The sequence below is a fragment of the Pseudarthrobacter sp. J1763 genome (assembly GCF_050490295.1).
Lineage (GTDB): Bacteria > Actinomycetota > Actinomycetes > Actinomycetales > Micrococcaceae > JBNPEO01.
Genome location: NZ_JBNPEN010000004.1, coordinates 45,715 through 70,186, shown reverse-complemented (window position 1 = coordinate 70,186; position 24,472 = coordinate 45,715). Strand labels below are relative to the sequence as shown.

Here is a 24,472-nt window from a genome sequence, read left to right as displayed (position 1 = left end):
AGAGTTCTTCACCCCTCTAGGAGGTTTCCGTGTCCATCAGCGCCGAGAACACGACCCACGAATCAGTAGCGGCGGAACACGCTGCGCCTGAGCCAACGCCTGAAGAGGCCGCTGCGTTGGAGGAGCTTTACCGGGATTTTGAGAAAGAAAATCTGATCCCACTGTGGACCGAGATTGCCGACTTGATGCCGATGGTTCCATCCCCTAAGGCCGAGGCTCACGTATGGCGGTGGAGCGACCTCTATCCGCTTGCCGCCCGTGCCGGCGATTTGGTTCCCGTTGGCCGCGGCGGTGAGCGCCGCGCTATTGCCCTAGCCAACCCCGGCCTGGGCGGCACACCCTACGCAACCCCTACCCTCTGGGCCGCAATCCAGTACCTCGGTGGCCGTGAGACCGCCCCCGAACACCGCCATTCACAGAACGCTTTCCGTTTTGTCGTTGAGGGTGAAGGCGTGTGGACAGTGGTTAATGGCGATCCGGTTCGTATGTCTCGTGGTGACTTTTTACTGACGCCGGGCTGGAATTTTCACGGCCACCACAATGACACTGACGAACCCATGGCATGGATCGACGGTCTAGACATTCCGTTCGTTCACTACGCGGATGCAGGGTTCTTCGAATTTGGCACTGAACGTGTCACTGACGAGGCCACGCCCGACATCTCCCGCTCCGAACGCCTCTGGGCACACCCTGGACTTCGTCCGCTCTCCGGGCTCGAGGACACCACCAGCTCTCCTATCGCGGCCTACCGCTGGGAATACACGGACCGCGCACTAAGAGAACAACTACTCCTTGAAGATGAGGGCCACCCGGCCACAGTTTCCCAAGGTCATGCTGCCGTCCGCTACACCAACCCCACCACCGGCCGGGACGTTATGCCTACCATCCGCGCCGAGTTCCACCGTTTGCGCGCTGGCGCCCAGACGGAGCCGCTCCACGAAGTCGGTTCGAGCGTGTGGCAAGTTTTTGAGGGTTCCGGCTCTGTCATTCTGAACGGCGAAACCCGCACCCTGGCTAAGGGCGATCTCTTTGTGGTTCCTTCTTGGGCTTCTTGGTCGCTCCACGCCGACACCGAGTTTGATTTGTTCCGCTTCAGCGACGCCCCCATTTTTGAACGCCTGCACTTCAACCGCAGCTACTCCGAAGGACGCAAAAACGCATGAGACTACTCACCCTCCGCCTCGAAAACGGTACCGGCACGACGGCGGTACGCCAGGATGGCGACACCCTCACCCAGATCGACGGGTTCTCCGACGTCGGCGCCCTTCTGAAGGACGCCCATTGGGCGACCATCGCCCAGGCGGCTAGCGGCGCAACGTACCCTGCAGAGGGCGCCGATCTTGCCGCCGTCGTACCTTCACCGGGCAAAATCATTTGCGTTGGCCACAACTACCGCAACCACATCAAAGAAATGGGCCGGGAAGTCCCCGCCCATCCCACACTGTTTGCCAAATATCAGGAGTCTTTGATCGGCCCCAACGATGATTTGGCGCTGCCGCAAGAATCCGACACCGTGGACTGGGAAGCCGAATTGGCTGTTGTTATTGGGAAAACCGGGCGCCGTATCCCTGAAGGGCAAGCGGCAGAGCACATTGCAGGCTATGCGGTGCTGAATGACGTTTCTATGCGTGACTACCAGTTCCGCACCATCCAATGGCTTCAGGGCAAGACCTGGGAAAATTCCACACCGTTCGGTCCTGCGCTGGTTACTCAGGATGAATTCACGCCCGGCCCGCTGATGACTTCAGCAGTGGACGGGGAGGTTCAACAGTCCACGCCCACCTCGGACCTCGTGTTCACGCCGGAATTCCTGGTCTCCTATATTTCGACCATCATCACGCTGAACCCGGGTGACGTGATCGCTACCGGAACCCCCGGCGGTGTGGGCCATGCCCAGGACCCCAAGCGTTACCTCCAAGAAGGACAGGTCTTGGTCACCACCATTGAGGGACTGGGGCAACTGACCAACCGCGTGGTCAAGGAAGCTTGATGGTTGCCCGTCACGATCAGACGACGGATGCGGCGCTGCTGGACGGGCTTCTCCAAGCCCGTCGCGGCACGGCATTCTTCGCACGAAAACTCAACGAACTCACCGATTCAGACCTCGACGGCGACTCGCTATTGCCGGGGTGGACGCGACGCCACGTTGTGGCCCATGTGGGCTACAACGCGCGGGCTATTGCGCGGCTTATAGAGTGGGCAGCCACCGGGGTCGAAACAGCTATGTACTCCTCCCCTGGGGCGAGGAATCATGAGATTGACTTCGGCGCCACTCTGCCTCCGATCGCTCTAAGGCACCTATTCGACCACTCGGCCGTCCACTTAAACGTCGAGTGGCGGGATCTTCGTGAGGACGCATGGCGCCATGAGGTCAAAACAGCACAAGGCCGGACGGTGCCGGCCTCGGAAACTGTTTGGATGCGTACCCGCGAAGTGTGGATCCATGCCATTGACCTAGACAACGGCGCAACGTTTGGGGACGTCCCCCAGCCGGTCCTGGCGAGGCTCCTTGCGGATATTACTGGGGCTTGGCACGCCCGCGGGACTGACGCTGGACTCGTGGTGAAAGTGGACGGTGGCTTGACCGTGGGCGACACCACTGCCAGCCACCCAACCGTGCTCTCCGGCCCCCTAGCCGCCGTCACCCAATGGGCGGCCGGCCGGGGTAGCGCTGGCGTAACTATAGAGCAGAAAGGGGCGACTTTCGGGGTGACAGAGGGCGAATTACCCGCTGCACCGAAGTGGATCTAAGCCCACAAAGTGTCATGCCGATTACATCGCCGCGGGGGTCCATTGTCAACGGACTTCTTCGCTCCGAATCACGCCACTCGAGCTTGAAGGAAAGGTCACGGAGGAATCTCAATGATGTTGTCAACGGATGTTGGCGTGCCGTTCGGGTGTCCCGGCCGGTCCGCGGCCGAGACACCTCAGGAGTTCTAGGCCGTCCAGCCGGGGTAAGGCTTCCGGTCCCGGTCCGGGAGTTCCGCGGCTGTGGTGGGGAGGTGGTCCGGGCCGTGGGACTGGCCGGAGGCCCAGTGGAAGAAGACTTCGGCGGTGATGGCTTCGAAGCACCGTTCCTGGGACCGGAACCAGTGTGTGGCGTTGTCGCCTTCGACGCAGGTGCCGTAGCCGAACAGTTCCCCGCTCACGTCGCGCATGCGGGCGACGGCGAAGATGATGTAGGGCCAGGAACCGGCGTCCCAGCCCTCGCTGCCCCAGTTCGGCAGCACCGACCAGGCGGTGCCCTCGAGGGTGTCCATCCAGTCGTACCCGTCTCCTGCCCGGTCGTCGGCGGGAAGGGCCGGGGCGGTGACCGGTTCGGCGCTATCGGCTGTGGCCGTGCGGGTCATGATTTCTGCGCTCATGAAGCTCTCCGTTTCGCTCGGGCGGGGCGGGTGCCGAAAGTACCGGCTTCCCTCTCCCCCACCATGTTTTTTGCCTGCTGGCGGAGCATCGCGGAGCTGTGCCCGATGGAGCCGGGGCAACCCGAAGGGCAAGCAGCGGATGGATTGTGGGAGGAAATAAGCGCAGCGCCGACCCAAGGCATCCGGTGCGCGGCTGTCCGCAGGACGGTTGCGCCGGTGGAGCGGGCACGTAGGATCCAACGGACAGCAGCAAAAAAGAAAAGAAAAACGCTTCTACTGCCCGAGCGCAGCGAGGCCGTTTTCCTCCCCGCCGCCGCCCAGCGTCCGATGTCTCCGTAGGGGGTTGGAGTCGAGCGATTCACGCAGCCTGAGGGCTTTCGGCGCGGGGACCAGGGACCGGGGTGCAGGTCACGTGGAAGTGCGGGCCGGGCCAAAGCCTCAACCGCCCGCTTGTAGATACCCAACAAAATCCTGTCCTCATCAGGAAACTAGCCTCAGTTCTACGGCAAACCAGCAACCAGGCAGCGCAAAGGACGATCAATGACGATTCAGGCAGATCCGGCACCTACCCTGTACGGGATTCTCGAAACCGCCCGCCAGCAGGTCCTCGAGGAAGGACGCGGACTCACGCAGGGCCAACTGCTGGAGGTGCTCCGCCTGCCCGATGAAGCCCTTCCGGCGGCGCTGCAGCTGGCCCACGAGGTCCGGCTCAGGCACTGCGGTGCGGACGTCGAGGTCGAAGGCATCATCTCCATCAAGACCGGCGGGTGCCCGGAGGACTGCCACTTCTGCAGCCAGTCGGGGCTCTTCGATTCCCCCGTCCGGGGCGTGTGGCTGGACATTCCCGAACTCGTCAAGGCAGCAAAGGAAACGGCGGCAACCGGCGCCACCGAATTCTGCATCGTCGCCGCCGTCCGCGGACCAGACATCAAACTGATGAACCAGATCAAGTTCGCGATCGACCGCATCAACGAAGCCGTGGACATCAACATCGCCTGCTCCCTGGGCATGCTCACCCAGCACCAGGTGGACCAGCTCGCCGCCTGGGGGGTGCACCGCTACAACCACAACCTGGAAACAGCCCGCAGCTACTTTTCCGAGGTGGTCACCACGCACAGCTACGAGGAGCGTCTCGAGACCTGCAACATGGTCAAGGCCGCCGGCATGGAGCTCTGCTGCGGCGCCCTGATCGGCATGGGCGAATCCCTGGAGCAGCGTGCCGAACTTGCTGCCCAGCTCGCCGCCCTCGAACCCCACGAGGTCCCGCTGAACTTCCTGAACCCCCGCCCCGGGACTCCCCTGGAAAACCAGGGGATCATGGACGGCAAAGACGCCCTCCGCGCCATTGCTGCGTTCCGGCTGGCCATGCCCCGGACCGTGCTCCGCTACGCCGGCGGCCGCGAACTGACCCTCGGTGACCTCGGAACCAGGGATGGCCTGCTCGGCGGCATCAACGCCGTCATCGTCGGGAACTACCTGACCACCCTGGGCCGGCCCGCCGACGCGGACCTGAACCTGCTGGTCGAGCTGAACATGCCCATCAAGGAATTCCAGAAATCACTATGAACACGGTCCCGGCTGCCGGGGGCCCGACCGGCTCGAGCAACGGCCCATTCTGCGGACACTGCGGGGGCCCCGACGGCGGCGGCCTCCCCGCGTCGGACGAGCACCAGCGCTGCGTCGAACTACTGACGCTGGAACCGCCACGCTACTGCGCCCACTGCAGGAGACGGATGAAGGTCCAGGTCACGCCGGCCGGCTGGAGCGCAGAATGTTCCCGCCACGGGGTGCTCATCCGATGACACAGGTGTCGGCTCCGATGAGCCTGATCCAGCGGGACCGCGCACGCCTGTGGCACCCGTACGCCCCCGCGTCCCCCAGCCTCCCGTTGTGGGAGGTCGAGGCGGCCGACGGTGTGCGGTTGCGGCTCCGCAGCGAAGACGGCACACGCCATGAGGTCGTTGATGCCATGTCCTCCTGGTGGTCGGCGATCCATGGCTACCGCCACCCTGTACTGGACGCGGCCGCGAAGCGGCAACTCGATGATTTCAGCCATGTGATGTTCGGCGGACTCACCCATGCCCCGGCGGTGGAACTGGCCGAGCGGCTGGTGGATATGGCCCCTTCCGCACCAGGACGGTCACGGTTGGACCGGGTGTTCCTCGCGGACTCGGGTTCGGTATCGGTGGAGGTTGCACTGAAGCTGGCGGTGCAATTCCAGACCGCGTCCGGCCACCCTGAGCGGCAACGGTTCCTGAGCATCCGCGGCGGATATCACGGTGACACCTTTGCGGCCATGGGGGTTTGTGACCCCGTGGACGGGATGCACGCCGCTTTCCCCGGTCTGCTGGCCGGCAACGTGTTTGCTCCCCGCCCCCCGGCCGCGGCGTCCGCAACCCCGGAAACGGTGCAGGCGTGGGCAGCCGAACTCCAGGCCACCGCGGCTGCGCATTCCGGGGAGCTGGCCGCGATCATCGTCGAGCCGGTCCTCCAGGGCGCAGGTGGCATGTACCCCTACCCGGCCGAGTGCCTCACCGCGTTGCGGCAGGTGGCGGACCGGTACGGGCTGCTGCTCATTTTTGACGAGATCGCGACCGGGTTCGGCCGCACCGGCGAGCTGTTCGCCGCCGGTCATGCCGGTGTGGTCCCGGACATCATGTGCGTGGGCAAGGCCCTGACCGGCGGGTACCTCACCCTCGCCGCGATGCTCTGCACGGACGAGATTGCGTCAACGGTTTCCGGCGGGCAGGCAGGGGCACTCCTGCACGGCCCGACCTTCATGGGCAACCCGCTGGCGTGTGCGGTAGCCAACGCCAGCCTGAGCATCATCGACGACGGCGGCTGGCAGGCCGACGTCGCCCGGATCGGCGCGGGACTGGAGACCGGGCTGGCCCCCGCCCGGGGACTTGAATCCGTGGCGGATGTCCGCACCCTCGGGGCCGTCGGCGTCATTGAGCTCCACGACCCCGTCGACGTCCCCGCCATCACCGCCGCGGCCATCCGGCACGGGGTCTGGGTGCGCCCCTTCCGGAACCTCGTCTACACGATGCCCCCGTACATCAGCACCGCGGCGGACATCGAACAGATCACCGCGGGCATGACGGCGGCCGTCGCCGACGTCCACGAACGCCGCCCGGCCCGGTCAGGAGGTGCTGCATGAGCACCTCGATGACTCAATGGCTCAAGCGACAAGCCATTGTCCGGGACCGCCGTGGTTTGGTCCGCCGCCCGCTCCCCCGCAACGCGGACGAACAGCTCATCGAGCTGGCCAGCAACGACTATCTGGGCCTCGCAACGGATCCGCGGCTTGCCGAGGCCGCCGCGGCAGCCGTTTCATCGTGGGGCACGGGAGCCACGTCCTCGCGGCTGGTCGCCGGAACCACCCGGCTGCACCTGGACCTCGAGCAGGAACTGGCCCGCCTGGCCGGGATGGAGACGGCGCTGGTGTTCTCCTCCGGCTATCTGGCAAACATCGGCGTGATCACCGCGCTGGGTGGCCCCGGGACCCTGATCGTCGCGGATGAACACTGCCACGCCTCGATGATCGACGGATTCCGGCTCAGCCGCTCCCGCACCGAATCGTTCACCCACAACAGCGTGGAGGACGCCGGCCGGCTGCTCGCGGACCGGCCCGAACCACGCGCCCTCATCGCCGTCGAATCCCTCTACAGCGTCCTTGGCGACGAAGCGCCGCTCGCTGACCTGCTGGCCCTGGCCGAGCAGCACGACGCGGTGCTGCTGATCGACGAGGCCCATAGTCTCGGTGTCACCGGCGCCGGTGACTTTCAGGGCCGCGGCTCGGTGGCCGGGACGGCCCTTGCCGGGCATCCGAACGTGATCGTGACCGCGACACTGTCCAAGGCCCTGGGCAGCCAGGGCGGGGCAGTCCTGGGATCCGCGTTGCTGCGGGAACACCTCGTCAACCGGGCCCGAAGCTTCATCTTTGACACCGGCCTGGCGCCGGCCTCTGCAGCGGCGGCCCTCGCCGCGGTGCGGATCATCCGGGATGAACCTTGGCGGGCCGGATCCGTCCGAAGCAATGCTGCGGCGCTGGCCGCCGGACTGGGGCCGGCCCTTGCAGCCCGCGGCGCTGAGGTCGAGCACGGGGCGGGGGCGGTCCAGTCCATCGCCATGCCGTCGGCCGAATCGGCCCTGGCAGCCACCGGGGCCGCGCGCACCGCCGGCGTTCGGATCGGCTGCTTCCGCCCCCCGTCCGTTCCGGACGGGATTTCCCGGCTGCGGCTCACCGCCCGGGCCACCCTTACACCTAAGGAAATCGAAGACAGCTGCGCCGTACTGCGCAGCATTTTGGAGGAACTTCCATGAACCTGCCCGATGTCATCATGATCACCGGAACGGACACCGGCGTCGGCAAGACCATCACAACGGCGGCCCTCGCCGCCGCCCTCCACGAAAAAGGGCGCAGCGTCGCGGTCTACAAGCCCTGCCAGTCAGGAGCTGCCGTCGGCGATTCCGACACAGCCGAAATCATCCGGCTCGCTGGCGACGTGACAGCAGAAACCGGGGTGGTTCTCCAGGAGCCATTGGCGCCCGTCGCGGCAGCCGCCATCGATAAAACACCCCTGCCCCGGGTGGCTGCGCACGCCGGGAGGGTCCGCGAGCTCGCCGCCTCCCACGACCACGTCCTGGTGGAGGGCGCAGGCGGCCTGCTGGTGGAGCTGGATTCCGACGGCTGCACCCTCGCGGACCTCGGCTCACTCCTGGCAGCGGCATTCGTGGTCGTCGCCAGGCCGGACCTTGGCACCCTGAACCACACCGCTCTGACTCTCGAAGCGCTGCAAACACGGGACCTTCAGGTCCTCGGCGTAGTGCTGGGAAGCTGGCCAGGCAACCCCGACGTCGTACACCACAGCAACCGACAGGTGCTCGGATCGCTGTCGGTGCCCTTGCTCGGCGCCCTCCCCGGGCACGCCTCCGAACTGTCCCCGGCCGCTTTCCGTACCGAAGCAGTTGCATGGCTGAACGGTCTACCCGCATGAACCCGACCCAAACGACCACGGGACCCGCGCAGCCGCTGGCAGAAAGCCCGGGACAGTGGCAGACCCCTGAGCAGCCGCGCTGCCCGTACCTCGTGGTACGTGACCCTGACATGGTCCGCGAAGTGCTGCACCGACCGGATGTTTTCAGCCCCGCGAACGCCCTCGTCGCGGTCACGCCCCTGGCTGGGCCTGCCCTGCGCGTGCTGCAGCGTGTTCGCTTTGCGTTGCCTCCCGTGCTGGCCAGCAACGACACCGACACGCACGCCGGGATCCGTAAGATCGTGGCAGGGTTTTTCACGCCCGCCACGGTCGCGGCCATGGAGCCGCGGATCCGGGAACTGGCACAGGAAGCGGCAAGGAACGCCGCGGGCCAGCTCGTGAGGTCCGGCCAGGTGGACCTCGTCCAGACGGTGGCGGCGTTTCCCCCGGCAATCGTCATGCTCGAACTCCTCGGGCTGCCCGTACGGGACCTTGCAGACCTCAAACGCTGGAGTCTTGACTCCATGGAGCTGTTCTGGGGCTGGCCCGACGAAGCCCGGCAACTCGAACTCGCCCACAGCGCGGCCGAATTCTACGTCTGGCTGCGCAAACTCGTCGCAGAATCCATGACGGCACCGGGACGCAACCTCTTCAAATCACTGGCCGAACACGGCCTGTCAACCCCCGAAATCTGCTCGCTCGGCTATTTTCTGCTCATTGCAGGACAGGAAACAACCACCCAGCTGATCAGCACCACCCTGTTCCGGCTCTTGGAAGGATCCAACCCAGTGGACTGGAAGGACGCCGCATCCGAAGAAGGCTCCAGGAGCGCGGTCCGACACGTGCTCGCCACCGAATCATCAGTCCCCACCTGGCGCCGCGTGGCAGCCCACGCCACGAACCTTGAGGGAGCCCCGATCCCCGCAGGCACCGAAATCCTCCTCGAACTGAGCGGCAACCACGTCACGAGACCAGCCGAAACCCGAGGTTCCTCGCCCCGAACGCAAGAGGCCCAGCACAAACCACCCACCACATACGGCCTGGTTTTTGGCTCGGGCATCCACCGCTGCCTCGGTGCCAAACTCGCAGAACTCGAGGCCGCCATCATTGTCCAGGAAACCGCCGCGGCACTTTCGCGAATACAGCTCCGGGACGTGAATCCAGGCTGGATCCGGCTCCTGTCATTCCAAGCCCCTCGGGCCGTGACGGTGATGGACCAGCCACTCCGACCGCACTGACTTTGCTGAGAGGGAACGAAATCGGCGGAATTCAAGGTCCTACCGCCAGCGACGTACCCGGATTCGGCCCCCAGGGGTCGCGGGACCTGGGCAGCTCAGGCAGCCAGGCGGGCTGCCTGAGCCGGCACCGGGGTGTAGGTGGTGCCGTCGCGCAGCATGGCCCAGAGGACATTCAGTCGGCGACGGGCCAGGGAAAGCATGGCTTGGATGTGGGTTTTGCCTTCGGTGCGTTTGCGGTCGTAGTAGGTCCGGGAGGCCGGGCAGGATTTCAGGGCCGAGAGCCCGGAGAGGTAGAAGACGCGCAGCAGCCGTCTGTCGTAGCGGCGGGGCCGGTGGTGGTTGCCGGTGATCCTGCCGGAGTCCCGGGGTGCGGGGGCGAGCCCGGCGACGCCGGCGAACCGGTCGGCGGTTTGAAAGACGGTGAGGTCTCCGCCGGTGGCGCCGAGGAATTCGGCGGCGAGGACGGGTCCGAAGCCGGGCATGCTGAGCAGGGTCCGGGTGTGCCGGTGTTCGGTGACCTTCTCACTGATCAGCGCATCGAGTTCGGCCAGTTCCTTGTCCAGGGTGATGATTTCCCGGGCGAGGGCGGCGACGATTAGTTCCCCGAGGTGTTGGGCCGGGACGGTGGTGTGCTGGGATTTCGCCGCCTCTACGGCGGTCTGGGCGACCGCGGCGGAGGAGCGGGTGCCGTGTTTCTTCAGCCAGGCGTGCAGCCGCGCCTGGCCGGTTCGGCGGATCCCGTCCGGGGTACGGTGTTTGGTCAGCAGCAACAGGGCCGCCTTGGAGCGGCTGTAGTCAAAGGCACGCTCCAGTGCGGGGAAGTATTCGAGTAACTGGGCCTGGAGGCGGTTGATCGCCCGGACCCGGTCCGCGGATTTATCGGCCCGCCGGGCAGTGAGGATCCGCAGCCCGGTACTGATCTCATCCCCTGCCCGCAGCGGCTGCAGATCGCGGCGCATCCTGGCCTGATCCGCTATGACGGCGGCGTCTTTCGCGTCCGTTTTGCCCTCTCCGCGGTAAAGCTTGGAGGCGTGGTGGACGACCCGGCCCGGGATATAGAGGATGTTCTGGCCGTGGCCGACGAGCAGGGCGATCAGCAGCGCCGGCCCGCCATGGTTCAGGTCCGTCGCCCAGATAACCTCATCCCCGTCCCCGAGTTTGAGGACGGCGCCGAGGAGCTCAAGCAGGGCTGGTTCGTCGTTGGGGATTTTCTGCGAGAGCAGACGGTTTCCGTCGGCGTCGATCACGACGCAGTGATGATGGGCTTTGCCGGCATCGATACCGGCCCACAATTTCGCCAAAACAGCCTCCAGTTCTGTCGTACGGGTCGAACCCGGCAGATAACCGCGCCGTCGTGTCCTTATCCGGCGATTCAAGTCGCGTCTCTCAATCAGCGGTCGGGTCATCGCGGGGCAGCGGGCGGCCAATCCTTCGAAGCCGTCGCGACCTGAATCGTCCGGCCACAGCAACAAAGCCATACCCGCCTCCCCCGGGTAGCCACGACCCTACAACGGCCACGGAACCACCCGGCAACACCATAAGGAACAGCAACTAGTACTCTGGGAACATGCGAGAACTTCAGGCCACAATTATTGAAGAAATGGGCGTTAAGCCCTCCATCGATCCAGCCGCTGAGGTACGAGCGCGCGTGGACTTCTTGTGCGAATACCTCAAGGCAACACGCACCAAGGGATTTGTTCTGGGCATCTCTGGTGGCCTTGATTCCTCCTTGGCTGGACGCCTAGCGCAGCTGGCTGTCGAGCAGCTCGCTACCGAGGGCATCGACGCCAACTTTGTGGCTGTTCGTCTGCCGTTCAACGTCCAAAAGGATGAAGAAGACGCCCAGGCTGCTTTGGACTTCATCAAGGCCAAAACCGAGTGGACCTTCAATATCGCCCCCGCGGTCAACGGTTTTGAAGAAGAGTTCAAAGCCACCACTGGCGCACCGATCTCAGACTTCAACAAGGGCAACGTCAAAGCGCGCGCCCGAATGGTGGCCCAGTACGCTCTGGCTGGCGAACACAACTACCTGGTGATTGGCACCGACCACGGCGCCGAGTCAGTCACCGGGTTCTTCACCAAGTTCGGCGACGGCGGCGCAGATATCCTCCCACTCTTTGGCCTGAACAAGGGTCAGAACCGGGCGTTGTTAGCTGAACTTAGCGCCCCCGAGCGCGTGTGGAAGAAGGTCCCCACCGCGGATCTGTTGGACGGCAAGCCTGGCCGCACGGATGAAGACGAACTCGGCTTGAGCTACGACCAGATTGACGCCTACCTTGAGGGCCACGAGGTTCCGGACGAGGTAGCCGAATCCATCGAACAGAAGTACCTCCGCACCCGCCACAAGCGCACCGTCCCGGTCACCATTTTTGATACGTGGTGGAAATAGATGGACACGAAGGTAGCCCTCCACAGCTACTTCCAAAAACGCCGGGCAGAGTTACTCGGCAAACTGGACGGCCTTGACGAGTACCACATGCGCCGGCCCATGACCGGCACGGGGACTAACCTTTTGGGCCTGGTTAAACACGTCGCCAGCGTTGAGCTGGGCTATTTTGGCGAGACCTTCAACCGCCCCAGTGGCCGCGAACTGCCTTGGTATAACGAGGACGCCGCCCCGGACGCGGACATGTGGGTGCCGGCTGAGCAATCCTCACAAGAGATCATCGAGCTGCACCACTTTGCAGCTGAGTACGCTGACCAAACCATCAACGCACTCGAGTTGGACGCACCCGGCGAAGTGCCGTGGTGGGGGCCGGAAAAGCGGAACGTGACTCTCGGCCAGATTCTGGTCCACATGCTCTCCGAGGTTGCCCAGCACCTTGGTCACGCGGACATTATTCGTGAAAACATGGATGGGGTTGTGGGGCAAGGCCCTGGAGATCCCAACGTGTCCTTCTACAACCAAGAGCAGTTCAGTGAGCTCGCGGCCCGGATTGAATCCGCCGCCCGCGAAGCCCAGCAGTCACCAAAAATTTAGGAGCCACTATGCGCGCCACCATCATCCATGCGCCCGGCGATATTCGGGTTGAAGACCGCGACTACCCCACGGTCCAGCAACCCACAGATGTAGTGGTTAAAGTGACCGCGGCGTGCGTGTGCGGCTCGGATTTGTGGCCGTACCGCGGTGTAAAACCCGTGCACAAGCCATCCGCGATTGGCCACGAATTTATTGGTGTGGTGGAGAGTGTTGGCACCGAAGTCACTACCCTGACGGCTGGCGATTTTGTGATTGCACCCTTTGTGATCAGCTGCGGCAAGTGCCCGCCGTGCCTTGATGGTGTGACGGTGGCCTGTGAGCTTTTGGCCGGTTGGGGCGGCAAGGACAGCACCGGCTTGCCAGTGGACGGCGGCCAGGGCCAGGCTGTTCGTGTGCCTTTGGCGGACTCCACACTGGTCAAGGTTCCCGGCGTCACAGAGCCGGATTCTGCGCTCCGCAAATCACTGCTGACCCTCTCGGATGTGATGGCCACGGGCCACCACGCCGCCTTGAGCGCCGGCGTCACCGCTGGGAAAACCGTGGTGGTAGTGGGCGACGGCGCTGTGGGCCTTTGCGGTGTTTTGGCAGCTAAGCGTTTGGGCGCCAGCCGAATCATTGCCATGTCTCGACACGAGGACCGCCAAAAGGTTGCCACCGAATTCGGCGCCACGGACATTGTGTCCGAACGCGGCGAAGAAGGTGTGGCCAAGGTTCGTGAACTTTTGGGCGGAGTTCTGGCCGACTCGGTGCTGGAATGCGTGGGAACCAAGGAATCCATGGAACAGGCACTGCACTCGGTCCGGCCCGGCGGCTCACTCGGGTTTGTTGGTGTTCCCACCGGCGGCGCCGAGATCCCTTTGCGCTACCTCTTCGACTCCAACATTCACGTAGCTGGCGGAATGGCACCGGCCCGCACGTACATCCCCGAACTACTCGAGGATGTCCTCTCCGGCGCCATCAATCCGGGCTTGGTCTTTGACGTGGAGATGCCGCTTGAGGAAGCTGCCGAGGCTTACAAAGCCATGGACGAACGCCGCGCCATCAAAGTGTTACTGGTTCCGTAGCCAGTTCCAAGGCGAGCACTAGTGCCAGGCGGGCGGTAGTGCGCGGAACCGCAACCGTGATCTCGCCGTCGTTGTTTTCCACGGGAATCACGACGTCGGTGCCCAGCACGCGCGCGCTGCGGACCGGCGTTGTGGTGCTGACCTTAAGGTCAAAACCGGCGGTGCCGTCGGCGTCGCCAATTAAGGCGAGCGCAAAAATGGTGGAATCCGTCCGGGTGAAGTGCCACTCGTAGCCGGACCCGCCGTCGTCGAGCAGGTCTGCGTCTTCTCCGCCCGGAACGGTGCCGTAGATCGCCTCGCCGTTAACGTCCATCCACCCACCCACCTGCTCCAAGGTGGTCACGATGTTGCGGGAGATGGCGCCCGTTGCGTCCGGGCCGATGCCCAGCAGGTAGTTGCCGCCGCGGCTGACGATCCTGGCTAGCGTGGCGATCACCTCATGGGCTGGGCGCGTGGCATCGTCCGGGCGCATGCTGCACCACCCCGGGGTGAGCGTGATGCACGATTCCCAGGGGTAATCCAGGGTCTCCGAGGGGATTTCCTGTTCGGGGGTGCGGTAGTTCTCGTTGGGGCCGTGGACCTCACGGTCCACCACCAGAATGTCCGGCTGAAGCTCCCGTGCCCGCTGGGCAATGTGGTCAATGCCAATTGGCTCATCCGGTTCGTTCACCCAGCCGGCGTCTAGCCACAGGACGCTGATGTCGCCGTAATTGGTGAGGAGTTCCTCGATCTGGCGCTGGGTGAACTGAACAAAACCGTCCCACGCTTGCGGGTCCTCGTCGATGTTGTAGTTGTGCAGACGGTTCACTGTGTTCCCGCCAGCCTTCCAATACCCCGGGTGGGCCCAGTCCGCCTTGGAGAAATACACCCCGGTTTCAAGCCCCTCGGCACGGAACGCGTCAAAAGTTTCGCGCAGGATGTCCCGGCCCAATGGAACGTCCGCGGCCGTGACCTTGTAGTCCGATTCCGCGGTGTTATACATGGCGAATCCGTCATGGTGCTTGCTGGTAAAAACCAGGTACTTCATCCCGGCCTTGGCACACATGGCCGCCCACTCTTCCGGCCGGTAATCCTCACCCGTGAAGTTCTTGCGCAGCTCCTTGTAGAAGGCCTCGTATTCGTCCTCAGTTCCGGACCAACTGGCGGGCGGTTCCATAAAGGCGCCAATGTTCTCCCGGCACAAGGACCAACTGCCGTCCTGTCCAATGGTCGCGTACAAACCCCAGTGCATAATCACGCCGAACTTCAGCGAACGCCAGTGCTCCAGAGCCGTGAGGGTGCGCGGGTCCGTGGGCCACTCGTACCCTCGATCCTCCGCATACCCCAAACGACCAGCAGCTGCGAGGTTGTCAGGTGTGAAGTCCGGCTGGAAGTCAGTCATGTGTGCGGGTACCTCGCGTCCTAGCCGGGAGTATGTCCCTCGATTATCTGTGCAGGGTGCCTTAGACGAACGCGGACACTCCGGTGACGGCGCGGGCCACAATCAACGAATTGATCTCGTAGCTGCCCTCATAGGTGTACAGGATCTCGGCGTCGCAAAAAAGCTTGGCCATCTCAAAGTCCGTGGTGACTCCATTGCCGCCCAAGAGAGCCCGCCCCATTGCTACGGATTGCCTAGCGAGCCTGGTGGTGGTGGACTTCGCCAGAGCGGCTTGGACCATCTCCAGTTTTCCGGCCTCCTGGACGCGGGCTAGCTCAACCATCAGCGCAAGGGAGCAGTGCGCATTTCCCAACATTTCTGCGAGCTGCTGCTGTACCAGCTGGAACTTGGCCAGCGGCTTGCCGAATTGTTGCCGCTCCAGCGAGTATGCCCGGGCAATATCAAAGGCCCCCAACTGGATTCCTGCCGCTTGCCAGCCCACCCAGGCGCGGGAATCGCGCAGAAGCGAGTTGGCTTGGGAAAAGTCAGTCGCCCCGGGGAGTAGATTGCCTGCCGGGATGCGCACCTCATCAAGGGTGATGTCCGCATTTTGCATAATGCGTAAGCCGATTTTGTGCTCGATCTTAGTGGCCTTATAGCCGGGCCTATCGGACTCAACAATGAACCCTTTGACCTCGCCATCGGCCTCGTCCCTGGCCCAGACCAGTGCGAAGTCCGCGAGCGTTGCCGCCCCAATCCAGCGTTTAGCGCCGTTGATCACCCAGCTATCGCCGTCGCGCCTTGCTGTGGTGGCGAGCCCGCCAGCAATGTCCGAACCGTGCTCCGGTTCGGTCAGCGCAAAAGCGCCAATCGCATCAAATGTGCGCAAGGCAGGGAGCCAGCGTTCCTGCTGTTCAGCGGATCCAAGCTCGTGGATCATGCCCACAATCAGCTCATTGTGAATGCCCGCAAGTGCGGAAAGCGAGACGTCTGCACGGGCAATTTCTACGTACATCAGACCCTTAAACAGCTTCGATGAGCCGTCTAGCTGCAGTTCGCCGAGCCCAAATTTGGCCATTTCGGCCAGCAGCCCAAAGGCAAATTCGTCACGGTTCCAGTACTCGATGCTCTGTTCCCGAATGCGTTCTTGTAAGAACTCGCGAGTGCGTTGGTAACGCTCTTTTTCGTGTACCGGCAGCATGTCCACAACGTGGAAAAGGTCGGCATCAGGATAGGGAGGCAATGCTGCTTGTGGCATGCGGAGCTCCTTTGCTCTTTCAAACCATTGGATGTCCTAGTATATTGCCAAGTGATGCAGATCACTAGTTTCGATAGCTGAGAGGCCCCCATGACAGTCACCGACGACTTCCGTGCGGCACGCGACCACCTCCTTTCCCTGCGCGAGAATTACCAAGCGGCCAGGGACGGTTTCCAATGGCCCCGCTTCGAAGAGTTCAATTTCGCGTTGGACTGGTTTGATCACCTTGGCGCCGATCCTGCCACCGCCGATCAGCAGGCCCTGGTCATTGTTGAGCAAGACGGCAGCTCCACCCGCCGCAGCTTCGCACAACTGAGCCGCCGTTCCGCCCAAGTGGCCAACTGGCTTCGTGGGGAAGGTGTGCAACGCGGGGACCACATGATCATCATGTTGGGGAACCAGCTGGAGCTCTGGGAACTTATGCTCGCTGGCATCAAGCTCGGCATCGTGATGATCCCCACCACCACGCTTATGGGGCCAGCGGATCTGCGGGATCGCGTGGAGCGCGGCGGGGCATCGTGGGTTGCCGTAGGCAGTTCAAACATTGGCAAGTTTGCCGACGTGCCAGGCACCTACCGCCTGATCGAAATCAACGACGGCGGCAGCACCGGCGTCGGGCCCGTCATCAGCGGTAACTCTGCACTTAGTTACGCAGACTCTGCTGCGGCGTCCGAGTCTTTTGCACCCGACTCACCAACAAAGGCTGACGAGACATTGCTGCTGTATTTCACCTCGGGCACCACGTCCAAGGCGAAACTCGTGGAACACACTCACACCTCCTATCCCGTGGGGCACCTGTCCACAATGTTTTGGATTGGGCTGGAACCGGGCGACGTGCACCTGAATGTGGCCTCGCCGGGTTGGGCCAAGCACGCGTGGTCGAATGTGTTTACCCCGTGGATTGCCGGGGCCACCGTGTTTATTTACAACTACAACCGCTTCGACGCTTCGGTCCTGATGGCCCAGATGGATGCCGAAGGTGTTACGAGCTTCTGCGCACCACCCACCGTGTGGCGCATGCTCATTCAGGCCGACCTGACACAGCTGAAGAACCCGCCCACCAAGGTTGTTTCAGCAGGTGAGCCGCTCAATGCCGAGGTTATTGACCAAGTGAATAGGGCTTGGGGCCAGACGATTCGGGACGGTTTTGGCCAGACCGAGACCACGGTTCAAGTGGCTAACACGCCCGGTCAGCGCATGACGATCGGCGCCATGGGCTTGCCACTTCCCGGTTATGACGTGGTGTTGGTAGACCCCGCCACGGGTGAAGAAGCGGACGACGGCGAAATTTGCTTGCGCTTGGATCCCCGGCCCGTGGGGCTTATGAAGTCCTACTACCAAGATCCGCAGAAAACAGCCGAAGCCTTCCGTGGCGGTTATTACCACACGGGCGATATGGCGAGCCGGGATTCGCGTGGTGTGATCACCTATGTGGGGCGCGGGGACGACGTGTTTAAGTCCTCCGACTACCGCCTTTCCCCCTTTGAACTGGAGAGTGTGTTGATCGAGCACCCCGCCGTGGCCGAGGCCGCCGTGGTCCCGTCACCGGACGCCATCAAACTCTCCGTGCCCAAGGCCTATGTAGTCTTGGCGGGCGGGCGGGAACCTGGGCCCGAGTTGGCCGAGGACATCTTGCGGTACTGCCGGGAACACTTGGCGCCGTTTAAGCGGATTCGTCGGCTGGAGTTCTCCGAATTGCCTAAGACTGTTTCAGGCAAGATCCGGCGGGTCGAGCTGCGGGCGCAAGAACAGGCTCGGCATCCACTTGACGGTTCCGCTGGTGCTGCTGATTCTGCCGGGTTTGGCGTGGAATATTCGGAAGACGACTTCCCCGGTCTGCGAGGGTAGCCGTGGCTGCACCCCTGCCCCGGGACCCCATTGCGGATGCCCAAGAGAACTGGGCCAAGCACGGCTGGGGTAACGTGGCCGAACCCATGGCGGCGATCACCGCGATCATGCGGGCCCAACAGATCCTGATGGCGCGGGCCGAATCGGCACTGAAGCCCTTTGGGTTGACCTTTGCGCGGTACGAGTTGCTGGCCTTGCTCAACTTTTCGCGCAAACACGAGCTGCCCATGAATAAGGCGAGCGCCCTGTTGCAGGTGCATCCCACTTCGGTGACGAACGCCGTCGACCGCTTGGAACAGGCTGGCCTAGTAACGCGCGAACCGCACCCAACAGATGGACGGACCACACTGGTTCGGCTGACGTCTGCGGGGAGTTCGCTGGTCCGCAAGGCGACGGAGACGCTTAATACCGAGGTGTTCGCAGACTCGGGATTCCCGCAAAAGGACCTAGGCCCGTTGATCAGAATCTTGGCTGACTTCCGCAAACAGGCCGGAGACTTCGAAGGTTAACTCCCCTCCCGCATTCTCCCTTCACCTCTCCCCGCTACCCTTCTTCGATGCCCTTCTTCGCCGAACGGGTAGAAAACGTCGTTTAGAACCCTCTCAAAGGGACGTTATCTACCCATTCGGCGGGAGAGGCATGGAGGGTTAGCGGTGTTTGAAGTCGGGGTCGCGCTTTTCGGTGAACGCTGCCATGCCTTCTTTTTGATCCTCGGTGGCGAAGAGCGAGTGGAAGAGGCGCCGTTCGAACACCACACCCTGGGCCAGCCCGGTTTCAAATGCCGCGTTTACTGCTTCCTTCGCCAGCATTGCCGCCGGCTTGGACTTACTCGCGATCACTTCGGCCGCCTTGAGTGCCTCCGCCACAACGTCCGACGCCGGGACCACCCGTGCCACAAGACCGGCACGTTCGGCCTCTTCCGCGCCAATAAAACGCCCGGTCAGGATCATGTCCATCGCTTTGGCCTTACCCACGGCACGGGTCAGCCGCTGAGAGCCACCCATACCCGGGATCACGCCGAGGTTGATCTCCGGCTGCCCGAACTTGGCGTTGTCGCCAGCAATGATGAAGTCGCACATCATGGCTAGTTCGCAGCCACCGCCCAGGGCGAACCCGGACACAGCCGCGACCACCGGGATCCTCAAACGCGTGAGATCCTCCCAGTGACGGAACCAGTCCGACGCGTACATCTCGGCGTAGCCCTTAGACGCCATTTCCTTGATGTCAGCTCCAGCCGCGAAAGCCTTCTCCGAGCCGGTCAGCACCACGGCGCCCACACCAGGGTCAAGGTCTGCAGCGGAAACTGCCGCCACAACTTCGCCCATGGTGGCATGGTTGAGCGCGTTGAGCGCCTTAGGCCGGTTGAGCGTCACCAAAAGCACACGTCCGTGCTGCTCAACCAGGATGTTCTCAAATTGCTGCGTCAAAACATGCCCCTTACCGAAGGTTCAAAGTCGGTTGAAAAAAGTACTGCCACGCATCACGTTACTGGCCTGATTTGTCCCGAATCTCCGTGATGATGCCAGAGAAGTCCCGGCCCGCTCCCTCACCCGCCGCGAAGTCAGCATAGATTTGTGCAGCCAACGGCCCCATTTGAGCCGCGACGCCGGTGCTCGTCAATGCGTTGAGCGCAAGACCTAGGTCCTTGGCCATCAAAGCCCCGGCGAACCCGGGCTGATAGTCGCAGTTGGCCGGGCTGCCCGGAACCGGCCCGGGGACGGGGCAATTGGTGGTCAATGCCCAGCACTGGCCAGACGCCGTGGACGCCACATCAAAGAGCGCCTGGTTGCTGAGCCCGAGCTTTTCACCCAGTACAAACGCCTCACTCACGGCGATCATCGATACACCCAGGATCATGTTGTTACAGACCTTCGCGGCCTGCCCCAGCCCGGATCCGCCGCAGTGAACCACGCGTTTGCCCATAACCTCCAATAGCGGGCGTACCGTCTCAAAGTCGGCATCCGTGGCACCCACCATAAAGGTCAGAGTGCCAGCCTCGGCACCCACCACACCGCCGGAAACGGGCGCGTCCAAGGCATGGTGCCCCGCCGCTGTGGCGAGCTCGGCGGCCAGACGGGCCTCGTCCACATTGATAGTGGAACAGTCCAAAAAGAACGATCCCGCCGGCGCCACTTCGAGCAAACCGGCATCATCGCCGTCGCCCCGGTACGCCGCAAGAACGTGCTGACCACTGGGGAACATCGTGAGGATAATGTCCGCTCCAGTGGCGGCCTCAACCCCACTATTCGCGAGGCTGACGCCGTTGCCAGCCGCGGCTTCACGCGCCGCCGGGACCGGATCAAAGCCGGTCACTTGATACCCGGCCGCCACCAGATTCGCAGCCATGGGACCGCCCATGTGCCCGAGCCCCAAAAACGCCACACGCGGCAAAGCTGAAGTGCTATTCATGGCCTGACTCCTTGATTTCTACGCGTTCCAACACCAGTTCACGCTGACCCAACGGGGCAAAATATCCCTCAACTGTTGCCGCATCAACCTCGGCGAGGGTGGCCGGGTTCCACTGAGGGTTACGGTCCTTATCCACCACCTGCGCCCGGATTCCTTCACGAAAATCGGGACCCTCAACACACCGCAAACCCACCCGGAATTCCTGTGCAAGCGCATCCGCCAAAGACTTTCCCGTCACCCGCCGCAACGACTCCAGCGTCACCTTCACGGCCGTGGGCGACTTCGCCGCAATGGTCTCCGCTGCCCCAGCCGCGTCAGCATTTCCGGCCGCACCGGCCGCCCGCAGCGCGGCCAGAATTTCTTCGATGCTGCCAGCGGAATAACAGGCATCCAACCACTCACGCTGCCGTTCCAACGCAGATTCCGGGGCGGTAGAACTAAAACGCCCGACGGCGGCATCCGCGTCTTCGCTTTCCAGCGCGGCAGTGAGCGCGGCAAGATCCTTGGACTCAACAAAGTGATCTGCAAGCCCCAGGTAGATGGCGTCGGCACCGTTGAGGTGCGCTGCGGTGAGTGCCGCGTGGGTGCCCGTCTGCCCGGGTGAGCTGGAAAGCAAAAGGGTCCCTCCGACGTCGGGCACAAAACCGATGGTGGTTTCCGGCATTCCGGTGCGGGTCCGCTCGGTGACTACACGGTGCGAGCCGTGCGCCGAAATGCCCACCCCGCCGCCCAAAACGAGCCCATCCATTAGCGCCACGTACGGCTTGGGGTACTCGCTAATCAGCAGATTGAGCCGGTACTCCTCCTGCCAAAACGCGGCGGTAGCGTTCCCGGCTTCGCTGCCCAACATGTCCTGGTAGATCGCCACAATGTCACCGCCAGCGCACAGCCCGCGCTCCCCCGCGCCGCGCACCAGCACGGTTTTGACGGAATCGTCAGTGGCCCACGCCTCAAGCTGGGCCAGCATGGCATCAACCATGGTGGAGTTGAGTGCGTTGACGGCCTTGGGGCGGTTGAGCGTCAGAATGCCCAGCTGGCCGCGCTGCTCCGAAATAACCGCGGGCTCAACGATGACCCCGGGTTCGTTAGTCACAGCGGTCATCAGCTTCCTTCCGGCATGACAAAGCTGGCACCTTCACGCACCCCGGCTGTCCAGCGGGTGGTGACCGTTTTGGTCTTGGTGTAGAAACGGAAGGCGTCAGCGCCGTGTTGGTTGAGGTCTCCAAATCCGGAGGCCTTCCAGCCGCCGAAGGTGTAGTACGCGATCGGCACGGGGATGGGGACGTTGACGCCCACCATGCCCACGTTGACGCGGGTAGAGAAGTCGCGGGCGGAGTCACCGTCGCGGGTGAAAATTGCGACGCCGTTGCCGAACTCGTGCTCGGAGCAGAGCCGTAGCGCTTCCTCATAGTCAGCCGCGCGCAGCACGCTCAAGACCGGGCCGAAGATCTCCTCACGGTAGATCTTCATGTCCTTGGTGACGTTGTCGAAGAGGGTGGGGCCCACCCAGAAACCGTCGGGATGCCCGTCAACTTTTAGGCCTCGGCCGTCGGCGATCAGCGTTGCGCCTTCGTCTACGCCGGCCTGAATGTAGCCTTCGATCCTTTCCTTGGCGCTGGCCGCAACCACCGGCCCGAAGTCCGAGGAGGCCTCGAGGCTGGGGCCCACCTTGAGATTCTTGACCCGTTCGGCCAGGGCTGCCACGAGGCGGTCCGCGGTTTCTTTGCCTACGGGGACGGCGACCGAGATGGCCATACAACGCTCCCCGGCAGACCCGTAGCCGGCACCGATCAGGGCGTCGACTGCCAAGTCCATATCGGCGTCGGGCATAATCACCATGTGGTTCTTGGCGCCACCAAAGCACTGTGCGCGCTTACCGTGAGCGGCGGCCGTGGCGTAAATGTACTGAGCAATCGGAGTGGAACCCACAAAGCCGATTGCCTGGACGTCGGGGTGTTCAAGCAGTGCGTCCACGGCGTCCTTGTCACCGTTGACCACATTGAACACACCATCCGGCAGGCCAGCTTCGGTGAGCAATTCGGCCAGACGCAGCGGCACGGATGGGTCACGCTCCGATGGTTTGAGGATAAAGGCGTTACCGGCGGCGAGCGCTGGCCCTGCTTTCCAGAGCGGGATCATGGCCGGGAAGTTGAACGGAGTAATTCCCGCGACCACACCGAGCGGTTGGCGCAGGGAGTGGACGTCAATTCCAGTGCCTGCCTCGGTACTGAATTCGCCCTTGAGCAAATGCGGGGCGCCGGCGGCGAACTCCACCACTTCAATACCGCGCTGAATATCACCCTTGGCGTCCGGGAAAGTTTTGCCGTGTTCGTTGGAGAGGAGCGTGGCGAGCTCGTCCATATTCTGGTTGACCAGGTCCACGAACTTGAGCAGGATCCGGCCGCGTCGTTGTGGGTTCATGGCCGCCCACACCTTTTGAGCCTTGGCCGCACTGGCCACCGCGGCATCCACCTCTTCGCGGGAAGCCAGCGGAACCTGAGCCTGAACCTGCCCCGTACACGGGTTATAGACGTCACCGAAACGGCCGAACGTGCCACCCTGAGGCTTCCCGTCAAGGTAATGCGAAAGCTGGCGCGGGGTTCCTGCGGTCATGTGAATGCTCCCTTGCATACAACCGAAAGGCGTGCGACCCAGTGTGATCCAGGTCTCTCTGGTCCCGAATATACTCGGACTTCCTACTATTTTCCAGAGGTGATGGGCAGGATGTACGACGGCGGCTGGAACCTACCGGGACCCCGTCACCAGTGCGCGCGCCAGTACTGGGGCGCAAACGGGGTAACCTCCACGGATTCGCCGAGTTCGCGGGCTGCGAGCGCCGCCCAGTTCGGTTCCTTCAGGGCGGCCCGGGCTATGGACACTCCATCGGCCTGCCCATCAACCAGGACCTGTTCGGCCTGCTCAGCCGTAGTGATCATGCCCACGGCCGACACGAACGAAGTATTTTCTACGCCCCGCTCGGCAGCATCAGCAGCCAGCGCACTCTTCACTGCGTGGGCCAACTCCACTTGATACCCCGGTCCGGTGGGGCCGTGATATGCGCCAATTCCACCACTGGAAAGGTCAAACACACTCACGCCGAGCAAGCTCAGTTCAACAGCCAAACGCGAGGTTTCCTCAATGGTCCAGCCAGCCTCAACCCAATCAGAACCAGAGAAGCGCACACCCAGCGGCTTGGAGTCCGGCCACACGGCACGGACAGCGGCGACCACTTCGCGAAGGTACCGCGTCCGTCCTTCGAAGGAGCCGCCGTAACCGTCCGTGCGGGTGTTGCTTAGCGGTGACAGGAACTGGTGAATCAGGTATCCGTGGGCGGCGTGAATCTGGATGAAGTCAAAACCAGCCTCATCGGCACGCCGTGCGGCATCGGCCCACGCCAGTACAGACTCGGCGATCTCCGCCTCAGTAAGTTCGTGGGACTCTGCCAGCCCGTGCACCGTGGTGACGGACGGAGCCACGGTGACCCATCCGCCGTCGGACACTGGGATTGAACCCTTCAAGTCGCGGGCGGTGAACCGCGGAACGTTCCCGTACGTGGAGGCCTTACCGCCAGCGTGTGCCAGTTGGACACCGACCGCAGCGCCTTGGTTCTTGATGAACTCAACAATCGGCTTAAAAGCTGCCACCTGTTCGTCATTCCATAGACCCAAATCCTCTGGCGAGATCCGCCCGTCCGGCACCACAGCGGTGGCCTCGGCGATCACCATGCCAAAACCGCCAGCGGCACGGGCCCCAAGATGAACCAGATGCCACGGGGTGGGGACGCCGTCGTGCGCTTCCACCGAGTACATACACATCGGCGCCAACATGGTCCGGTTTCGCAGTTCAAGTTGGCCAGCGGGGGCGGACAGTACGACGGGAGAAAATAGTGTGCTCACATTCGTGGGCAACCGGCGAGCCCGGCCGAGTATTCCAGAAGGCCCGGCATTGCGGATCGGCCCGCATTCCTTCAG

22 protein-coding genes are annotated in these 24,472 nt (G+C 63.2%); 13 read left to right on the top strand and 9 right to left on the bottom strand.

Annotated features, from left to right (window positions below; translation table 11 throughout):
* Positions 1 to 29 precede the first annotated feature (29 nt).
* The 3 genes from ACQQCD_RS05255 to ACQQCD_RS05245 are packed head-to-tail and all read left to right on the top strand — an operon-like array spanning position 30 to position 2,751.
* Positions 30 to 1,163: a cupin domain-containing protein gene (locus ACQQCD_RS05255; protein ID WP_430267364.1), complete on the top strand. Its 1,134-nt coding sequence runs from the start codon at positions 30 to 32 to the stop codon at positions 1,161 to 1,163.
* Positions 1,160 to 1,990 carry a fumarylacetoacetate hydrolase family protein gene (locus ACQQCD_RS05250; RefSeq protein ID WP_430267363.1) on the top strand — a complete coding sequence of 277 codons (831 nt, stop codon included), beginning with the start codon at positions 1,160 to 1,162 and terminating at the stop codon, positions 1,988 to 1,990. Before ACQQCD_RS05255 ends, ACQQCD_RS05250 begins: the two co-directional genes overlap by 4 nt.
* Positions 1,990 to 2,751, top strand: a complete 762-nt coding sequence (locus tag ACQQCD_RS05245) for a maleylpyruvate isomerase family mycothiol-dependent enzyme (protein ID WP_430267362.1) — start codon at positions 1,990 to 1,992, stop codon at positions 2,749 to 2,751. The genes ACQQCD_RS05250 and ACQQCD_RS05245 overlap by 1 nt, the downstream gene beginning before the upstream one ends.
* A 185-nt stretch (positions 2,752 to 2,936) precedes the next feature.
* On the opposite strand, the gene ACQQCD_RS05240 is transcribed toward ACQQCD_RS05245, so the two are convergent.
* On the bottom strand, positions 2,937 to 3,365 hold the full coding sequence (locus ACQQCD_RS05240) for a hypothetical protein (protein WP_430267361.1): 429 nt from the start codon (positions 3,363 to 3,365) through the stop codon (positions 2,937 to 2,939).
* 540 nt (positions 3,366 to 3,905) lie between these two features.
* Here ACQQCD_RS05240 and bioB point away from each other — a divergent pair.
* The 5 genes from bioB (at position 3,906) to ACQQCD_RS05215 (ending at position 9,582) form a co-directional block, all read left to right on the top strand.
* A complete protein-coding gene (gene bioB / locus ACQQCD_RS05235; RefSeq protein ID WP_430267360.1) occupies positions 3,906 to 4,931 on the top strand; it encodes a biotin synthase BioB in 1,026 nt (341 codons plus the stop codon).
* A 253-nt stretch (positions 4,932 to 5,184) separates the two neighbouring features.
* Positions 5,185 to 6,525 carry an adenosylmethionine--8-amino-7-oxononanoate transaminase gene (locus ACQQCD_RS05230; RefSeq protein ID WP_430267359.1) on the top strand — a complete coding sequence of 447 codons (1,341 nt, stop codon included), beginning with the start codon at positions 5,185 to 5,187 and terminating at the stop codon, positions 6,523 to 6,525.
* Positions 6,526 to 6,533: 8 nt separating this feature from the next.
* Positions 6,534 to 7,691: an 8-amino-7-oxononanoate synthase gene (locus ACQQCD_RS05225; RefSeq protein ID WP_430267538.1), complete on the top strand. Its 1,158-nt coding sequence runs from the start codon at positions 6,534 to 6,536 to the stop codon at positions 7,689 to 7,691.
* The gene (bioD, locus tag ACQQCD_RS05220) at positions 7,688 to 8,365 is read left to right on the top strand and encodes a dethiobiotin synthase (protein WP_430267358.1); all 678 of its coding nucleotides are present in this window, start codon (positions 7,688 to 7,690) and stop codon (positions 8,363 to 8,365) included. The genes ACQQCD_RS05225 and bioD overlap by 4 nt, the downstream gene beginning before the upstream one ends.
* Positions 8,341 to 9,582 carry a cytochrome P450 gene (locus ACQQCD_RS05215; protein ID WP_430267357.1) on the top strand — a complete coding sequence of 414 codons (1,242 nt, stop codon included), beginning with the start codon at positions 8,341 to 8,343 and terminating at the stop codon, positions 9,580 to 9,582. Before bioD ends, ACQQCD_RS05215 begins: the two co-directional genes overlap by 25 nt.
* A 95-nt stretch (positions 9,583 to 9,677) precedes the next feature.
* Here ACQQCD_RS05215 and ACQQCD_RS05210 read toward each other — a convergent pair whose 3' ends face one another.
* Positions 9,678 to 10,883 carry an IS110 family transposase gene (locus tag ACQQCD_RS05210; protein WP_430267537.1) on the bottom strand — a complete coding sequence of 402 codons (1,206 nt, stop codon included), beginning with the start codon at positions 10,881 to 10,883 and terminating at the stop codon, positions 9,678 to 9,680.
* Positions 10,884 to 11,149: 266 nt separating this feature from the next.
* Between ACQQCD_RS05210 and nadE the strand changes: the two genes are divergently transcribed.
* The 3 genes from nadE to ACQQCD_RS05195 are packed head-to-tail and all read left to right on the top strand — an operon-like array spanning position 11,150 to position 13,626.
* Positions 11,150 to 11,971 carry an ammonia-dependent NAD(+) synthetase gene (nadE, locus tag ACQQCD_RS05205; RefSeq protein WP_430267356.1) on the top strand — a complete coding sequence of 274 codons (822 nt, stop codon included), beginning with the start codon at positions 11,150 to 11,152 and terminating at the stop codon, positions 11,969 to 11,971.
* Positions 11,972 to 12,562, top strand: a complete 591-nt coding sequence (locus ACQQCD_RS05200) for a DinB family protein (RefSeq protein ID WP_430267355.1) — start codon at positions 11,972 to 11,974, stop codon at positions 12,560 to 12,562. It begins immediately after the preceding gene.
* A gap of 8 nt (positions 12,563 to 12,570) precedes the next feature.
* Positions 12,571 to 13,626, top strand: coding sequence for a zinc-dependent alcohol dehydrogenase family protein (locus tag ACQQCD_RS05195; RefSeq protein WP_430267354.1), 1,056 nt, complete (start codon positions 12,571 to 12,573; stop codon positions 13,624 to 13,626).
* Here the strand turns inward: ACQQCD_RS05195 and ACQQCD_RS05190 are convergent.
* Positions 13,604 to 15,007 carry an alpha-L-fucosidase gene (locus ACQQCD_RS05190; RefSeq protein WP_430267353.1) on the bottom strand — a complete coding sequence of 468 codons (1,404 nt, stop codon included), beginning with the start codon at positions 15,005 to 15,007 and terminating at the stop codon, positions 13,604 to 13,606. The two genes, ACQQCD_RS05195 and ACQQCD_RS05190, sit on opposite strands and share 23 nt — an antisense overlap.
* Before the next feature lie 61 nt (positions 15,008 to 15,068).
* Complete coding sequence (locus ACQQCD_RS05185) at positions 15,069 to 16,244, bottom strand: acyl-CoA dehydrogenase family protein (protein ID WP_430267352.1); 1,176 nt, start codon at positions 16,242 to 16,244, stop codon at positions 15,069 to 15,071.
* Between the two features lie 90 nt (positions 16,245 to 16,334).
* On the opposite strand from ACQQCD_RS05185, the gene ACQQCD_RS05180 reads away from it, so the two are divergent.
* Both ACQQCD_RS05180 and ACQQCD_RS05175 read left to right on the top strand, forming a co-directional pair.
* Positions 16,335 to 18,092, top strand: a complete 1,758-nt coding sequence (locus ACQQCD_RS05180) for an AMP-binding protein (protein WP_430267351.1) — start codon at positions 16,335 to 16,337, stop codon at positions 18,090 to 18,092.
* 2 nt (positions 18,093 to 18,094) lie between these two features.
* On the top strand, positions 18,095 to 18,601 hold the full coding sequence (locus ACQQCD_RS05175) for a MarR family winged helix-turn-helix transcriptional regulator (RefSeq protein WP_430267350.1): 507 nt from the start codon (positions 18,095 to 18,097) through the stop codon (positions 18,599 to 18,601).
* Positions 18,602 to 18,739: 138 nt separating this feature from the next.
* On the opposite strand, the gene ACQQCD_RS05170 is transcribed toward ACQQCD_RS05175, so the two are convergent.
* From ACQQCD_RS05170 to ACQQCD_RS05150, 5 genes are all read right to left on the bottom strand, one after another.
* A complete protein-coding gene (locus ACQQCD_RS05170) occupies positions 18,740 to 19,519 on the bottom strand; it encodes an enoyl-CoA hydratase (protein ID WP_430267349.1) in 780 nt (259 codons plus the stop codon).
* Between the two features lie 58 nt (positions 19,520 to 19,577).
* Complete coding sequence (gene mmsB / locus ACQQCD_RS05165; protein WP_430267348.1) at positions 19,578 to 20,501, bottom strand: 3-hydroxyisobutyrate dehydrogenase; 924 nt, start codon at positions 20,499 to 20,501, stop codon at positions 19,578 to 19,580.
* Positions 20,494 to 21,603, bottom strand: a complete 1,110-nt coding sequence (locus ACQQCD_RS05160; protein WP_430267347.1) for an enoyl-CoA hydratase/isomerase family protein — start codon at positions 21,601 to 21,603, stop codon at positions 20,494 to 20,496. Before ACQQCD_RS05160 ends, mmsB begins: the two co-directional genes overlap by 8 nt.
* Positions 21,603 to 23,114: a CoA-acylating methylmalonate-semialdehyde dehydrogenase gene (locus ACQQCD_RS05155; protein WP_430267346.1), complete on the bottom strand. Its 1,512-nt coding sequence runs from the start codon at positions 23,112 to 23,114 to the stop codon at positions 21,603 to 21,605. The genes ACQQCD_RS05160 and ACQQCD_RS05155 overlap by 1 nt, the downstream gene beginning before the upstream one ends.
* Before the next feature lie 146 nt (positions 23,115 to 23,260).
* The gene (locus tag ACQQCD_RS05150; RefSeq protein ID WP_430267345.1) at positions 23,261 to 24,397 is read right to left on the bottom strand and encodes an NADH:flavin oxidoreductase/NADH oxidase; all 1,137 of its coding nucleotides are present in this window, start codon (positions 24,395 to 24,397) and stop codon (positions 23,261 to 23,263) included.
* Positions 24,398 to 24,472 lie beyond the last annotated feature (75 nt).